15 protein-coding genes are annotated in these 16,781 nt (G+C 37.5%); 13 read left to right on the top strand and 2 right to left on the bottom strand.

Annotated elements, in window-relative coordinates; genetic code table 11:
• Positions 1–3: 3 nt before the first annotated feature.
• A complete protein-coding gene (locus tag ACFVS2_RS21655) occupies positions 4–1,872 on the top strand; it encodes a zinc-ribbon domain-containing protein (protein WP_390237543.1) in 1,869 nt (622 codons plus the stop codon).
• A gap of 63 nt (positions 1,873–1,935) precedes the next feature.
• On the opposite strand, the gene ACFVS2_RS21650 is transcribed toward ACFVS2_RS21655, so the two are convergent.
• Positions 1,936–2,196: a YgiT-type zinc finger protein gene (locus tag ACFVS2_RS21650; RefSeq protein WP_390237540.1), complete on the bottom strand. Its 261-nt coding sequence runs from the start codon at positions 2,194–2,196 to the stop codon at positions 1,936–1,938.
• Positions 2,197–2,296: 100 nt separating this feature from the next.
• The gene (locus ACFVS2_RS21645; protein ID WP_390237538.1) at positions 2,297–2,860 is read right to left on the bottom strand and encodes a hypothetical protein; all 564 of its coding nucleotides are present in this window, start codon (positions 2,858–2,860) and stop codon (positions 2,297–2,299) included.
• Between the two features lie 418 nt (positions 2,861–3,278).
• Here ACFVS2_RS21645 and ACFVS2_RS21640 point away from each other — a divergent pair, with 418 nt between their 5' ends.
• The 12 genes from ACFVS2_RS21640 to ACFVS2_RS21585 all read left to right on the top strand — a co-directional run bounded on the left by ACFVS2_RS21640 (position 3,279) and on the right by ACFVS2_RS21585 (position 16,719).
• Positions 3,279–3,467 (top strand): zinc ribbon domain-containing protein, encoded by a 189-nt coding sequence (locus ACFVS2_RS21640; protein ID WP_390237536.1) that lies wholly within the window; start codon positions 3,279–3,281, stop codon positions 3,465–3,467.
• A gap of 1,758 nt (positions 3,468–5,225) precedes the next feature.
• Complete coding sequence (locus tag ACFVS2_RS21635) at positions 5,226–6,011, top strand: ParA family protein (protein ID WP_390237534.1); 786 nt, start codon at positions 5,226–5,228, stop codon at positions 6,009–6,011.
• Complete coding sequence (locus ACFVS2_RS21630) at positions 5,989–6,576, top strand: hypothetical protein (RefSeq protein WP_390237531.1); 588 nt, start codon at positions 5,989–5,991, stop codon at positions 6,574–6,576. Before ACFVS2_RS21635 ends, ACFVS2_RS21630 begins: the two co-directional genes overlap by 23 nt.
• A 340-nt stretch (positions 6,577–6,916) precedes the next feature.
• Positions 6,917–7,612, top strand: a complete 696-nt coding sequence (locus ACFVS2_RS21625; protein WP_390237528.1) for a methyltransferase domain-containing protein — start codon at positions 6,917–6,919, stop codon at positions 7,610–7,612.
• Between the two features lie 654 nt (positions 7,613–8,266).
• Positions 8,267–9,514, top strand: a complete 1,248-nt coding sequence (locus ACFVS2_RS21620) for a DNA cytosine methyltransferase (RefSeq protein WP_390237526.1) — start codon at positions 8,267–8,269, stop codon at positions 9,512–9,514.
• A gap of 228 nt (positions 9,515–9,742) precedes the next feature.
• Positions 9,743–10,246 carry a hypothetical protein gene (locus ACFVS2_RS21615; RefSeq protein ID WP_390237524.1) on the top strand — a complete coding sequence of 168 codons (504 nt, stop codon included), beginning with the start codon at positions 9,743–9,745 and terminating at the stop codon, positions 10,244–10,246.
• 77 nt (positions 10,247–10,323) lie between these two features.
• Complete coding sequence (locus tag ACFVS2_RS21610; RefSeq protein ID WP_390237522.1) at positions 10,324–11,040, top strand: hypothetical protein; 717 nt, start codon at positions 10,324–10,326, stop codon at positions 11,038–11,040.
• A 236-nt stretch (positions 11,041–11,276) separates the two neighbouring features.
• Complete coding sequence (locus tag ACFVS2_RS21605; protein ID WP_390237520.1) at positions 11,277–12,275, top strand: DNA cytosine methyltransferase; 999 nt, start codon at positions 11,277–11,279, stop codon at positions 12,273–12,275.
• A 108-nt stretch (positions 12,276–12,383) separates the two neighbouring features.
• Positions 12,384–13,538 carry an HpcH/HpaI aldolase/citrate lyase family protein gene (locus tag ACFVS2_RS21600; protein WP_390237518.1) on the top strand — a complete coding sequence of 385 codons (1,155 nt, stop codon included), beginning with the start codon at positions 12,384–12,386 and terminating at the stop codon, positions 13,536–13,538.
• Positions 13,513–14,823, top strand: a complete 1,311-nt coding sequence (locus ACFVS2_RS21595) for a phosphoribosyltransferase family protein (protein WP_390237515.1) — start codon at positions 13,513–13,515, stop codon at positions 14,821–14,823. Before ACFVS2_RS21600 ends, ACFVS2_RS21595 begins: the two co-directional genes overlap by 26 nt.
• A 16-nt stretch (positions 14,824–14,839) precedes the next feature.
• Positions 14,840–15,940 carry a cysteine protease StiP family protein gene (locus ACFVS2_RS21590; protein ID WP_390237512.1) on the top strand — a complete coding sequence of 367 codons (1,101 nt, stop codon included), beginning with the start codon at positions 14,840–14,842 and terminating at the stop codon, positions 15,938–15,940.
• Between the two features lie 5 nt (positions 15,941–15,945).
• Complete coding sequence (locus ACFVS2_RS21585) at positions 15,946–16,719, top strand: hypothetical protein (protein WP_390237509.1); 774 nt, start codon at positions 15,946–15,948, stop codon at positions 16,717–16,719.
• The last annotated feature ends 62 nt before the right edge of the window (positions 16,720–16,781 follow it).

Here is a 16,781-nt window from a genome sequence, read left to right as displayed (position 1 = left end):
TTGATGAGACAAATAAAAAATAACAAGTCCTTAGCTGAAAATTTTCCTCAGATAACAAAAGAATGGGATTATTCGAAGAATGGTACACTTACTCCTGCAAATGTAACATGTCATTCTCATCGAAAAGTGTGGTGGTTATGTAATAGTAAGGGACACTCTTTCTTATCGAGTATTTGCTCAAGGACGCGAAAAATCCAATCAGTTAAATGTCCATATTGCACAGGAAAAAAAGTATGTGAAGATAATTCACTGTTGATCCTACGCCCTGACATCGCAAAGGAATGGGATAATTCAAAAAATGTTGGTATAATGCCCAATATGGTAACTTGTGGATCAAATAAGAAGGTGTGGTGGATCTGCCCCGATAAACAGCATAGTTATTCAGCTGTAATTAGTAGCAGAATAAGCCAAAATTCAAGATGTCCATACTGTACCAGACGAGTGGTGTGTGAAGATAACTCTTTAGCCACAACTCATCCAAAGATAGCAAAAGAATGGCACCCAACAAAAAATGGTGAATTAACATCTCAAGATGTTTTATCTGGAACAGCTAAGAAAGTTTGGTGGGTATGTCCTAAAAAACAGCACAATTATGAATCATCTCCAAAAATGAGAACAAGAAATAAAGGAAGAGGATGCCCTTATTGTTCACATCACAAAGTAAGTGTTGATAACTGCTTAGCGACCAACTATCCAGAGTTAGCTAAAGAATGGCACCCTACAAAAAATGGAAAAATTACCCCTTTTGAAGTTGTTGCTGGTGGAAAACGAAAAGTATGGTGGCAATGCCCTAATAAGAAACACTCTTATTACTCTACTATTTATGATCGAATTGAAAAAAATGCAGGTTGTCCTTATTGCACAAATCAAAAAGTTTGTCTCGACAATTGCTTAGCGACAACAAATCCTAAAATGATCTTAGAATGGCACCCAACTAAAAACGGAACTTTGACACCAAATGATCTTGTAGCTGGAAGCCATAAAAAAGTGTGGTGGATCTGCTCCGAAAAACAACATGAGTTTGAAGAAAAGCCAGTTGTTAGGACAAGAATGAATACAGGATGTCCATATTGTGCAAATCACAGAGCTTGTGAAGACAATTGTTTGGCAACAACTCATCCAGAAATAGCTAAAGAATGGCATCCAATAAAGAACGGAAAATTGACTGCACATGATGTTTTAGCTGGTACTGTAAAAAAAGTATGGTGGATTTGTCCAGATAAACAACATGAGTACAAGGTCAACCCAAATAGTCGAACCAGTCAAAACTCAGGGTGTCCCTACTGCAAAAACAAACTTGTGTGCTTAGATAATTGTTTAGCTACTACTCATCCAGAAATCGCAAAAGATTGGCATCCCATCAAAAATGGAACCCTCACCCCATTTGAGGTTTTTCCAGGTAGAAGTGCAAAGGTTTGGTGGATCTGTGAAGAAGGACATGAATATAGGGCAAGTCCTAACAACAGAACAAAGAAAAACGGAAGTGGTTGCCCAATTTGCAATCAAAGCAAGGGCGAGGAAAAGATTAAGATCTTTTTGATGGAAAATCAAATTACTTACGAGAGACAGTTTACATTTGCTGATTGTAGGAATATCAATGTTCTCCGATTTGATTTTGCGTTGTTCAATGATAAAAGCGAACTTTTAGCTCTTGTAGAATTTGATGGTCTTCAACACGAGAAACCAATTGATTTTTTCGGAGGTGTAAATGGATTTACAAATATAAAAATGAATGACAAGATAAAAAACAGATACTGTAAATCTAACAATATCTATCTAATTCGGATAAAATATGATGAAATTGATCTAATTGATGAAAGATTGAGAAACGAACTAAGTAAGCTTGGGATACTTTCCAGTGTAAATCCCTGAAAAAGTCTCAAAAATAAAGCTAACACAAAACAAAAAGGAGCGACATTTTACTGTCAGCTCCTTTTACACATATAAACCTCTATTATCCCAATCTACATCGCGCATATTATTTGTATAGGCATACTTTAATACTGCCGAAACATTTGTTTTGATGTCATACTTCTTCTTTCCACAATTCGAGCAATGATAGTGCGGGACATTGTGAACCAGAATACGTTTTGCACCAACAAAGTGTTCGACGGTTCCAACGTGATAAGTAGCATGGCTACCGCACATGCAAGCCACATCCATTTTTTGTGGTGGACGCTCTTCTGTTACCAACATACTCCCCACCTCTTTCCGATCAGTATAGGTATACCATCTTAGTCTTGAAGTGATTATACCACATTATCTATGTAGATATTATACCTCATTGTGAAGAAAATTATAAGATGGTTATTACGCTTATTTGGTTTTTATTGAGAACAACCAGAACTAAGCGACCTGAACCGTCTTTTTTTCTTCCGGAAATCACAAGAGCTAAATGTGGGTGAAGATGTTTTAATGACTCTGTATTCTGAGGATGCTCATGGTTCACATTTAGTCGAATCCCATGAACTTTCTTAACATTATAGATACACTCTTCGATCTCTTCTTGTGTTTCCCATCCTCGCTTATCTGGGTGTCCATCCTCCAGCAATGAATCCCAAACAAGGCGATCTAAAACATGATTTTCTACATCGATGAAAAGCTCATCATCCTTTAGAACAGTAACCAATTTTGCTTTGATCTCGTTGAGACGATCATCGCTCAACTTAATCGGAATCCCCATAGGTACGCCATTCCCGGATACTCGATTCAGAATCTCCTCGTCACTCATCAAGTTAACTTTGAAGTGCAAGAGCTTGACCTCATCATCGCTGAGAACGATGATCTTTTCTTGCTCCCTTTCCCACTTGTATTCCGTACCTTCCATTGATTTGAAAATTTCAGGATTGTTCACAAGCATCACCCTTTGCTATATATAAGCAGATTCTCCGCTTCGACATTCTTCTCGGATTTCTACTTAATTATAACACAAATCTATCCAATCGGGTGATAGTAAAGAATATTTTACAAATGTCGATAATCAATATTTTATAGAGGAAGCACCAGCTTTAGATAAACAAATCACTTTCGTTAATATAAAAATTTTCTATTATACTTCCAATTATAAAAGTAGTTGTACATTTATTTTTGCATGTATTTATGCATGCATGTTTACATGCAAAAATATTACTGTAATTGAAAGTGGATTTCAATTACACCCTCGAATTATGGTCACATTTGGGATTTAGTCCTTCTCTCAATGCCTCTTCTATTGCTGAACTACTCATTTAATCCTTCTTGCCTTCATTCCCCTATTTTGTTAGAACGATCATTAACGCTTGATTCATCCGATCCATGTCGGGTTTGTGAACCCAGCGTATACATCACAGACTTGCCCAATATGCGGAATGCGCAATAAGGCAGTAGACCGAAGGTATACGTGCGGGTGTGGCTTTCAGGCGCAACGAGATCGGGTAGCGGGCATCAATATTATGCAAGCGACCGTTAAGGAGAAGTTTGTTTCTTAGGTTTGTCCTGACAAACTGTGATTGATGGTGTAATGGCATAACGCCATGATAGTCAATCAGCCTACGATGCGATACGCACTGTTGTAGGACGAGCTGATGGCACAGCTCTGAACGGAAGGTCATACTCGCTGAACAGAAATGGATTGGCGTTTAATCACTTCCGAATCTCACTACTTTAGCTGTGGGAGTATCAACCCAAATAGGATATACAGTGACGAAATCACGCGTAAAGACCCAACGTATTCAAAAAATCGTAATTGCGCTGGAACATTACTATCCCTGCTAAACTGAGACTAAAAACAAAAACAAAGAGAAAAGTATATGTGCTACTAAACATGCATGCATAAATACTTGTACAACTATAACTATAAATGCATGCACATTATCAAGGAAGTACACTCTTGAAATTGAGCAAGCTAAGCGACATACATCCTCTTTTCCTGCTGTTGATTTAAGGGGGATTCTTCCCCTTTCAAAGATTCTAACACATTGATAAAGAACACCGTTGTTGTCCTCTCTTTTAATAGTATAGACCACTTCTATCAACAAACACACAGAACACATTATGAGCGAATCTACGTCGATCTTTTGACTGTTGCTGCTTTGACTCCAGTTCGGCTCCAAAACGCATGATAATTTAATCGATCCTTCTTTTTGAGCAGAAAACTCCGGGAAAAAGCGAATAGAATACTGCGTGCCCAAGACAAACAGCTCCAGACCTGTTATTTAATGAAAAAATCAATTCGAGTAGTTTCTTTCACAGATGTTATAGCTTTCTATTATATTTACAAATGCAGTTGTACTCATCATTCAAAAAGTAAAGACAGAAGCCTAAGCGCCTCCGTCTTTAGATTGAAAAACATTTGATGAGTTAGTTTCTCTTATGGTTAATGAACCGTATGCATATTTAATTCCTTATTTGAAATAGATTTTAAACCAATTATCAAAAGCAAATTTAGTATCCCTACTTAAAATTCTATTAATACTTCAAGTATAACACGTTCTATTTCTTCTATTAGTATTACTATTCATACTCAAATTAGAATGATTAGTAAAAATAAATCATCAACCGTATATACAAGTAAAAGAGTTCCTTAATTTAATGACACTTGCATCAACAAAAGCAGTTCCGAAGACGGTATTAAAATTAGTTTTAATACCAAAAGTAAATGAGCTTTTTCTTTCTGAATTGTTATAAGTGTATAAAACAAAAACATCAATACTTTAACTTTTAGCTGCATATTTGATTTCAAATGAGATTTAAAATACGCATTTAATAACACAACTATAATTTATACGAGATGCTATTACTCTTTTATTTGTTAATCATTTACTAAAATACGTAACACAACATAAATCAGATTATCTTTCACAACCCAAAGCAGTATCAAAATTAAATATATAATAAGAACCAAAACAAGAACTAATATCAATTGCACTTAAATATCTATAAATGTTTATATCAGTATTCTTAGTAATAATCATAAATGTAGTTGTAGTTTTATATTTGCATGTATTTATGCATGCATGTTTACAAGCATAAATACAACTCATAATATTTCGGATTCCGGTATTAAATACATCTTATTAATCGATATGAAAAGCGTGATATAATCCCTTTTTACCCCTACTATTAAGACGGCAATTAAGGTTATAATCATATTTCATAATGGTTTGACTTAAAAATGCATTATCTCGTACACTTTGATTAGTAGATTATGAGACAATCATAGATATAAATGATAGGAGGCATGTAGAATGGCAACCACAATTTCCATTGGAATTCAGAAGGGTGGTAGTGGAAAAAGCACAACTTCCAGTATTGTAGCGTACCTCCTCAGTCAAAAACACAAGGTATTAGCAGTGGATATGGACGGACAGGGTAATTTAACGCAACTTCTTACTGGGGTTGAAGATATATTTGAGTTTGATGGTAACACTGTTTACGATGCAATTATGGAAGAAGATGCAACCAATCACATCATTAAGATCAATGATAAACTACATATATTAGCCGGTGACGAAAATATCAACACACTTGGCCCTTATTTTCACGTTACTCTTCCACAGGCTGGAAAGGTATATGCCACTACACTCAAACACGCCTTAGAAAAAGTGTCGCATCTGTATGATTATATTATTATCGATAATCCACCCGCCTTGGGCGAAATTAGTATTTGTTCACTTACGGCTTCTGATTTTGTTGTAGTTATGTTTGAAACCAGTAAATTTTGTCACTCCTCCTTACTGAGTTACCTGAAAACAATTGAAGCAGTCCAAGAAAAATTAAATAACGATCTTAAAGTTGCTGGAATACTTCGAGCAATGATCGACAACCGCCGTAGCGATAATAAATATTATGCTGAGCTTATTCAGGAGGAATTCAAGGAAATCTGTTTCAAAACTATCATTCAACGTACGGCGGTTGTCGGTAGACTGCCAGCATTCGGAATCATTGGTAATCCAGAACTCAAACAAGTCGTTAAACAATATGAACCATTCTTCAAGGAGTTGATGAAAAATGTCAAGCACGTTCGGAAATAGAATCAAACAGGCTGCGAATGCGCGTGATCGACTCATACCTAACCTGGTGCAGTCACAAGCGAACTCTGGGAATGCACTTTCTAATAATCAAGAAGATAAAGATACAAACCCGCCTGGAACCTCTCAGAAAGTCGGAACCGAACCAATAGGGGATTCTATAGATTCACCAGTGACAGGGCCAGTGAATATGGGTGAGCCATCCATAGCATCGGTAGCAACAACATCAGAAGAAAAACCAGACACAGGCACAGGTACGAGCACAGACACAAATACAAGCACAGACACATTACAATCTGCTGAGTCGCAGATAAGTAGGGGCGAACCAATGTCTACCGTTTCTACACCCAGCCAACCACTTTCATACAAACCCAAAAGGCATAAAAAAGAGAGATTGATTGATACACATGAACAAAAGTCATATTACATTGAAAAAGAAATTGTAGAAATCATAGAAGACATCGTAGGAGACGATACTGGAGGAAAATACAGATTTGTTAATGAAGCGTTGAAATTACTAATCTATCAAGAATACCCAGAGTATGCCCATCGCATCAAAATAAAATAATAGATGGAAGTCTTAGTGGCGGCTAAATGCTCGCCACTTTTTATTTTGAGTATGGAAGGGTATTAAGCAAAAATAATGATTAAATAGGTATGAATAAGTTATGAATATTATTGGATAAAAAATGTGGTTTATTGAAATGAGTAAGGAGGAAAGCAGAAGAAATCCCCCCTCTTATCGAAAGAAAATATACAATCCACCGCAATGTTTTCGTATAAGTTCATGTTTAATAAGATTAGTTATGAATATTATTCATAACTTGGTGTACGAACATATAGGACACGCTGATTCTCGTATTCCCTCAATCCTCTGAATAAGATAAGTAAGGAAAGGAGGGATCGCAATGTACCGCAACTCATCATGGTCATTTTCAAAAGAGGTCAGTGAACAATTTGATAATCATGTTCGTAAAAGCGTTCCCTTTTACGATTTGATTCAATCTTCTATTGCAAGCTTATCTGATTACTTTGTCTCCTCTCACGGTCTGATATACGACCTGGGATGTGCGACAGGTGAAACAATACAACTGATTGAAAGGCGTCATCCAGATAAAAACCTTCGCTATATCGGCATAGACAGTTCCGCTGAAATGCTTGAAAAAGCCCGACTAAAGAATTGCGATAACCAACGGATATCATTTTGTCATGCTCCCTTGGAAAAATATAATTTTGAAGAAAAGAGTAGGTGTATTCTCTCGGTCTTAACTCTTCAATTTCTACCAATCGAAGCACGAAAGAAAATCATTCATAACATTTATGCATGTTTATATGAAGGTGGTGCGTTTATATATGTAGAGAAAACCCTATCATCTTCGCCTATCTTCCAAGACATCTTCACCCACAGTCAGTACGACATCAAGTTGGAATCAGGACTATCGTATGAAGAAGTTTTCCGCAAACAACAAGCACTTAGAGGTGTGATGGTGCCAATTACTGTACAAGACAATCTACAAATTCTACACAATGCTGGGTTTCATGTTGAAATTTTCTTAAAGCATTGGCAATTCACAGGCTTTATAGCAATAAAACCATACGTTTAAGATTACTCTCCCTATAGTGACGAATGATAAAAGTAATAACGTCATTCAGATCTATACGAATCTTTACGTTCCACAGATAGTGCCCTCAACAACCTGCCTACGATACCAGGTTGTTTTTGTCGTTACATTTAATCGAAATGCACACTGATTCACTGCCACATGCGATATTAGGTTGTTGTTTTGCAATCCAATCTAAGAAAATAACGGTTTGCATTTTACAGGTAAAATTAGCTTTATGTATTCCGAAAGTTGATAAGTTGTTATTATCTCTTGGTGTCTATTAACCGGGTGAAATAATCCAACAGGTTGATAGGCATTTTTCTTTTAGCGAAGGCGTTTAGTGAATGCTAACCGTAGTGAAATCGCAAGCACACCTTTTGAGTTGCAAAAACGTAGAAATTGCCAACCCATTAATGTGATGATTACAATTCGTTATGCGATTTGTCTATTGATTTTGGATGTCAGAACAACATGCCAAAACTTTTGATCGCTAATATATAGGTATATGTATTCCGAAAGTTAGAATCGAAAAAATCACTTTCTATTTACGGATAAGTTGAACAGTTAAACATTTATAATCCTTCGAGCTTTTCCCTAAAATAAATGACTTTATGTATTCCGAAAGTTGAAGTCATTTAGGAAGGGAGCGAAAGGATGAAGAAAATACGAGAGTTATCTGAATTGCGTTGGAATATGGTTCAACGTGATCAAAATGGACTTACTATGATTGATTTATTTTGCGGAGCTGGTGTTGGTGCTTCTGGTTTTTTACTCGCAGGCTATCAAACCATTTACGCAATCGACAATCAAAAGTATGCAGTAAATACGTACAATCGAAATATTGGAGAACATGCTTTTTGTTTAGATATACGAAAAGTCTGTTCAAATGATATTCCATGGGCAGATGTGATCACAGGGGGTTTTCCATGCCAACCCTTTAGTTTCAGTGGAAGCGGGAAGGGGGAATCTGATAAAGAAAAAGGCGATTTAGGATATCATTTTTATCGAATTATTAGAGATAAACAGCCAAAAGCTTTTATTATGGAGAACGTTGACGGGATAGTGAGCAAAAACCATATAACGTTCTTCAAGAAATTGATGAGGATGTTTGAGGAAGCTGGCTATGATGTGAACTTTCCTACTACTAAGAAAGGGGAACCTTCCGCGATTAATTGCTGTGAGTATGGCGTTCCTCAACTGCGGAAAAGAGTATTTGTAGTGGGGATTCGTAAGGATTTGAAAAAGAAATTTACGTTTCCAAAACCAGTTCCGATTGAGGAGCGAAGGAATATACGCTATGCCATTGGTGACTTGCCTGATCCAGATGGAGAAAACAATCATTATGGCTACGGAATTAGAAAAGACGAGTTGCCATTTGTCGACAAAGTGCCGCCAGGAGGGAACTGGCGGGATTTGCCAGTGGAAGATCAAATAGCGTTTTTGGGAAAAGCATATTATTCAGGAGGTGGCAGAACTGGATTCTTGCGGAAAGTGTTGTTTGATCATCCTGCTTTCACTATTACATCCACGATGAATGGTAAAAACAATGCACAAATTGTTGATAACCAAGATAAGTATTACAACGGTGGTTATTCTTCTCGCTATATGAGTCGGAACCGTCAAAAACAATGGGATGAACCTTCCTTTACGATTGTCAGTCAAGCAAGACAATTACCGCTTCATCCTGAACCTGCAAATTATGACATTCGAGTGATGAATGTGAGAAACTGTCCACCTCCAAGGCGATTTACCGTTCGAGAGTGCTTGCGTCTGCAAACTGTTCCTGACTGGTTTTCATTTGAAGACGATGTAAGCTTGTCCCATCAATACGAAAGGTGCAGCGGGATACCATCTTTGATGGCTTATAAATTAGGAATAGCATTGGAAAGCACCTTGCGATAGTACATCTTGAGAGGAACAGGAGAAAACCGTTGGTACATAGCGGTTTTCTTCATCCTCTTTATAAAAAACGGGTAATTGAGAGGATGGGAAATCGAAGAGAGTGAGTAAATTAATCCTTAAAAACGAGAACTAATCCGCATTGGTATTAATATGGCGAGGTGATATTGATCTCATAATCCTTTTGCGGTAATATTAATCCAAAAGAGGATTAAGGTTGAGGTGCTCGCCATGGATCTTGTTTCACAATATAAAACAGGGTTAGAGCAATTAAAGAAAACAAAGGAGTTTCTACAGGAACTAAATCCTGTCGATTATGAGTTGCGTTCGATAATCTTTACCATAGATCAAAAAATCAACAAAACCGAGCAAATGTTGTCGAACTTTCAAAACAAGGCTCATAGTCATCGTTGTGGATTGTGTGATCGCTCATACGAGGAAGAGGAAACAAGAGGAGTAGGAAGCATAAAAATATGTCCGCATTGCAGAGTTATTTATACAAAGTTTAAAGTAAGTAGTGAGTGGGAGAGTAAGTACGGTCTACCTCAAGGAACAATAAAAAGAGATTGTCACGCTAAAGATGGGAATCCAGCAAAGTTACAGTCTTTTATGGATTGTGGACTGGTTTACAAATCTGGATCGAGCTACATTGTCTGTGAAGTGGTTATGAAGGAGTATTATGAAAATGAGGATCTGTACAAACGGAGAAAAAGCAGATCCAAAGTAACAGAGTAAGCTATCTACATGGATTAGAAAGCAATGATAGTAACGATTTACACAGGTTGTGAAAAATCGATAAAGTGGTGGAAGAAATGATTCTCACAGACATATGCACCGAATGTGAAATCAATGCTAAATACTACGATCAAATGTATTGCACGGTGTGTGACTCAAAGATAAATCAAATCCAACCGATTGGTATAATTCCAAGTAAAAGAACACCATTTATTGATATTTGTACGCATTGCGAAGAAAATAGTAAATATTACTTTGAAGTTTACTGCAAACTTTGTACCATCAAAAAACGTAGAAATCGGAAAACTGCAAAACGAAGAAGGTACAAAGAGATTCAAAAGCGACTCGATGGGTTAAGAATGAGAACCATCAAAGCAGAGTTACCTTTTGATTTTACAGTAGATGATTTTATGAATGTAGCTCAGGAATTCAACTATCGCTGTGCCATTACAGAAAGCACTTTCAATCTCAGTGTCGATCATTTCATTCCATTAAGTATCGGACATGGTGGTACTTATGTTGGGAATGTATTCCCATTGAGTTTTGAATTTAACGAATGGAAAGACGCAGAGAATCCATTTGAGTGGAAACGAAAACTAAAAAAGTTAAGTTACCGACAAAAATTCAATAGATTGGTAGATTACCTTGCGGATCTAAATGGATTATCAAGAGCAGAGTTTGTAGATTATGTCTATTGGTGTTTCAATAATCCCAGATCAAAAGCATTGATTGTCGCAGATGGAAATGTAAGTTCCATAGATTTGTGGATGAAAGCTGGAAAAGGGCGGCAATAAGAAACAGAACATAGTGCAAGGAAACTCAATAAAGACAAAAGCAAGGAGTCGTCCAAAGGGCGGCTTCTTTTTTTGATCAGGATCTCAATATGATTCGAACTAACTTACGAAGACGTCAAACGAGTCAGAAATTGATCTATGTAATGATTCATTCTCACAAGAGGATCGTTATTATTTGGGAAGATTCCACCTAAGATTGAGTGTAAACAAAAAATGGGTAAGGGAGGTCTAATCATATGAAGTTTCCTGCATTGGAGAGCGTTAACCAAAAAGAAAAAGGATACAATGTTGTTGTCTTGTGTGGTGGAATAGGTGCAGGCACATTAGGATATACAGCATCAGGACTAAATGTAGTTCTCTCAGTAGATAGTAATGAAAAAAATAATATGATTCATTGGATAAACTTTCCTCATATTGCAACTTTGGATAAGTCAATAGAGGCGTTGACTGAATCGGAAATTAAGGTGATCAATTCGAAGATTGTTGATGAAGTCGATGTATTAGATTTGTATGTTCCCCTTCGACATTTTAAGCAAAAGGGGGAAAACCAAGAATCATTTGTATTAAATGCGATGCGAATTGTTTATCGAGTCAAACCCAAAATTATCGTAATTCACTCACATGGCAGAATGGATACAAGAAAGGGAGCCTTATTTGCAAACGAGTTGTTAGCCTTGGTAAAAAGCATGGGCTATCAAGTACAAATGGAGGTATTAAAAGCATCGAACTATTCCGTTCCACAAGAAAAACCGTGGACATTTATGATTGGTGTTAGAAAAGATATTGCGATTAAACCTGTTTTTCCAGAAGCATGTGAGGTTCTGGAATCAACCGAGAAGGCAATTGGCGACCTATTGGATATGAAAAGTGATTTAGAACCAAATGCAACACGAATGGAAATGGTTAAAAAATACTTCCCTCCTGGTTGTTCCTTTGTTGAAGTGAAACGAATTGTAGAGGAAAACGAACTTTCCGTTCACCCCGCCTACTATAAGCGCGACCGATGGGAACAGCCCTATCATCCTCTGCCTAACTCAACAATACGACCATTTCATCCAAAAGTAGATAGGCTTCTTACGATTCAAGAAGCAAAACGTATACAATCGTTTCCTGATGACTATAAATGTGTCGATTGGAAAGAAATTTGTTCGTCTGTTCCTCCCCTTTTGATGAAGCAAGTTGCTGTTTGCTTGGAAAAAGAAATTTTAAGACATATTGAAAAAAATACGCATTGAATATTGACTGTAGACAACGAACTACTTATACTTGCCTTATGATGACTATAGGCAATGATAATCGGTTTGTTGTCTATAATTTTGTGAACGAGTGGAGAGGGGCTATCAATGAAGCATTTTCAATATTTGAGTGTGAAAGAAAAGGAACAGATCTTTGAAATTCAACCTCAAGAATTTTCGAAAGAGACAGATCGTGAAGAGTTGGCTTATGCGTTAGGAGCAACCCTTTACATGCCCTCCTATCAAGATATTCTTGGAAAGCTCATGAACAAAGAGATGAACGGTCTAACATCCTTTGTTATGTGCTTTGAAGATGCAATCCGCGTAGAAGATGTGAAACGTGGGCAAGAGAATGTAAAGCGTATCCTTGCATCTCTTGTAAGTGCGATCCAATCTGGAACACTTGCAAAAGAGGAAGTCCCACTATTCTTTGTTAGAGTGAGAAACTTTGTTCAATTTCAGGAATTTTCCGAAATGCTTACGTTTGAAGAAGTTCAATTGTTAACAGGTTTTGTATTTCCAAAGTTCGATTCATTCAGTGGTGAGCATTATCTTGAATACTTGAGATCATTAAACAAGAGATATCAAACAAAGTTGTATGGTTTGCCTATTCTTGAGTCATCGACCATTATGCATCAAGAAACTCGTATGACAGAGCTAATCAATCTGAAACAGCTTCTCTCTCGTTATAGAAAGTACATACTGAATGTGCGAGTTGGTGGAACAGACTTTTCCTCACTATTTGGACTACGTAGAGGAATTGACTTTACGATGTATGACATTATGGTTGTCGCAGACGTCCTCAAAGACATCCAGAATGTATTGATGCGTTCAGGAGATGGATTTGTAGTCTCTGCTCCAGTATGGGAATACTTTCCGAACCAAAGAATTCTCAAAAATAATATTAGGGTTACACCATTTGAGGCAAAAAATAAGCTGACGAAGCGGCAGCACATTATTGATAAAGCGATTGACGGACTCATTCGAGAGCTGATTCTTGATAAAGCAAATGGATTTTGTGGAAAAACCATTATTCATCCTTCTCACATTTCTTATGTGAATGCCTTTCAAGTAGTCACAAAAGAAGAGTATGAGGATGCAGATATGATCCTAAATAATTCTGGTGGCGGGGTTCTCAAAAGCTCATCTGGAAACAAAATGAATGAAATGAATCCTCATATGTCGTGGGCAAAGAAAATTCTGATTCGAGCAAAATTGTATGGGGTGGTGAAGGACAATGACAGCTACATTGACCTCTTTTAACATTTTGGATGAACTTAAATTGAATGTGAAAGTAGATGTTAATCCTTTTGGATTGGAACTGTCTGATCTGTTTGATATGGGAGCAAGAGTAAACCCAAAACGAAGCTTTCTTTTTATAAGCAAGTTGATTGGAAAACACTTGGATGTACAACCAGACGTACCAAAAGCGACGGGATATCTACTCGCTAATCTTCTTGTGAAACATTTGAGTGGTGCCTATTTTTCATCGAATATGGATCAGCTTATACACCTTGTAAAGACAGGGCAATTTACACAGCAACTAAAGAATGAGTTGTCATACAGATACCTACTGCCTGAATCCACTCTATTTATCGGTTTTGCGGAAACCGCTACAGGTCTTGGTCATGCCGTATACTCTGCTTTTGATAATGCTTTTTTTGTCCACACGACAAGGGAAGAGATTGTCAGTGCGACATCCATTTTTGATTTCGAAGAAGAGCACTCTCATGCCGTGGATCATCGTTGTTATTTATTCGATGAACGTTGGATTAAGGATGCTGAGCAAATTGTACTCATCGACGATGAAATGACAACAGGTAAAACAACTCTGAATCTGATACGTTCGTTGAATGCCGTTTATCCTAAAAAGAAATATGTAGTTTTATCGTTATTGGACTGGAGGACAAAAGTGCAAGAACAGGCGTATGCACAAGTGGAAACGGAGCTTGGAGTTGAGATCACAACTCTATCATTGATACGAGGTGAGATTGATCTGGCAAAAGAGGCGTTTTTTTCTTATGAGGGAGAACCAGTACAGATGGAAGTTGTCTCTTATCGAATGATTGATGAACCACTGAGTCAGAAAATTACTCACGAACATATAAATCAAGGAACCGTTGAATATCTCGCAGATACTGGACGATTCGGTATACCTTCTTTGCTTTCTGATTTTTTAGAAGAAGATTGTAAACAGGTCGGAAACAAGTTGAAAGAAAAGCGGATGGGGGGACGTACACTGGTGATGGGAGTTGGAGAATTTATGTATCTACCTTCTCGCATTGCATCTTACATGGGTGATGGTGTAACCCACAAATCAACAACGAGAAGTCCTATCTATCCAAATTCAATGATATCCTATCCTATCCATGACCGAATTGCTTATAAAGACGATGATGGCACTCAGTATTACATGTACAACATGAGTGGGAAATATGATGAAGTGTTTTTGCTTTTTGAACGAGAGCCATCGGATCGATTAAAGCAAGAATTAGCGAGCTTGCTTCATCAAAAAGGAATAGAACATATTTCACTTGTAGTTCTGTAAAGAGGAGCGAATTTGTATGAATGATTTATTCAAACAAACAGTAGCGTGTTTATCAACTCCAACGTTTAAAGGAAGTTATGAAACTGGAGATTGTATTTTCATGCTTAAAGATATTGGAGATGCCATTCAAGAAGAGGGAAATGAAGAACGAGAAGATCGAATGGATGGCGGGATTCATTATTCCGAAATGCTTCCGATTGAATCGTTTCCCTCAAAGGAATATCTGAATTTGTTTCACTCCTCGCTCAAATCCTCTTCGCCATTAATGGCTCAGTATGTGGCGGATGTTGCAGAAATGATCCTCCTGGACAAAGGTGAGGATGTAGTCCTTGTGTCGTTAGCCCGTGCAGGTACACCAATTGGTGTTTTGGTTAAACGCTATCTTAAATATCGATATGGAATGAATGTTGCTCATTATAGTGTTTCTATTATTCGTGGAAAAGGGTTAGATGTTAATGCGATCCTTTATATTGCGAATCAGCATCAAGGAAATCCGATCCAATTTATTGATGGTTGGACAGGTAAAGGCACGATCAACAAGGTTCTTCATCAGTCAATAGAGTTGATTAACAAACGTTATGAGCTTTCTCTTATGTCAGATTTAGCAGTATTGGCTGATCCAGCACAGGCTGCTCCTATTTTCGGCACGCGAAGTGATTACTTTCTGCCTTCTTCTTGTTTGAATTCGATAGTAAGTGGATTAGCAAGTCGAACCGTCCATCGAGACGACATCATTGGATCTTATGATTACCACGGAGCTAAATATTATGAGCGTTGGGAAAAAGAAGATCTGTCACGTTTGTTTATTGAGACAGTCGAGAAAGAATTTGATGACACATTGCCGAATCGACGTGTGCGTGAAGAAGTGACGAATCGAGGATGGGGAGAAGTGGAAGAAGTTAAACAGCGATTTAATATAAACAGCATTAATAAGGTTAAACCAGGAATAGGAGAAACCACCAGAGTGTTACTCAGAAGAGTGCCATGGAAAATCCTTGTGAAGAACATGAATGCTCCTGAAATGAAACACATACTAATGCTTGCAAATGATAAGGGTGTCCCTGTTGAGATGTACAAGAACATGTCGTATTCCTGTATGGGATTGATAAAGGAGTGATAATCATGTTTTTTAGTGATTTAGATCGTACTCTAATCTATTCCAAGCGATTTGTAGAAGGAATTGATACGCCACTTGTCCTGGTTGAAGAGAAAGACGGGAGAGAGATATCATATATGACTCCCGCTTCTTACATATCCTTGCAAGAGATGAGAAGCCTAACAACGTTTGTTCCTGTAACAGCACGTAAATGGGAAGAAGCAATGCGTATATCATTTATTAAGAATGACCCTCCTGAAATCCTTGTTTGTGAGGCGGGAAGATCTATATTCCGAAATGGAAGACGCGATGTTTTTTGGGATGCTCATATCTACCATCTAATGGAAGCAAATCAAGAAGACCGAAAAGAAGCAATGGAACGATTTTTCGTAGAGATGAAAGCACTCGGATATCCAGCATGGAGCATCAATGAGTATATGGTAATGACAAAAGTTGATGGCTGGACAAAAGATCAAAAAGAACGGGTATCGGACATGTATTCTTGGTTCTACGAAAGGGGATGCCTTCTCCTTATACAAGGAAGGAAAGTTTATCTCATTCCGCAGGGCATATCAAAGGCAAGTGCCATTCGATACCTGATCCAATTGTACAACCCACTTATAACAGTTAGTTCAGGTGACGCAGAGATGGACGCATCTATGTTTGCGGTTACTTCTGATGGAATTGCGCCGCTCCATCATACGATCTCTCTTCTCCCTAAGTGTTCAATTACACAGCAGTCGGGCATTTACGCAAGTGAAGAAATCATTGCATATGCCAAAAAGAAGCTCTGCGTTTAAAGCAGGCTTTTTTGTTTTGTGTAAAAAATAATTTACTTTTTAATTGACGAAATGTTAAATTA

The organism is Brevibacillus sp. NPDC058079 (assembly GCF_042885155.1).
Classification (GTDB): Bacteria; Bacillota; Bacilli; order Brevibacillales; family Brevibacillaceae; genus Brevibacillus.
Note: the sequence above shows the minus strand (reverse complement) of the source record. Positions and strands in the feature narration are given on the sequence as shown.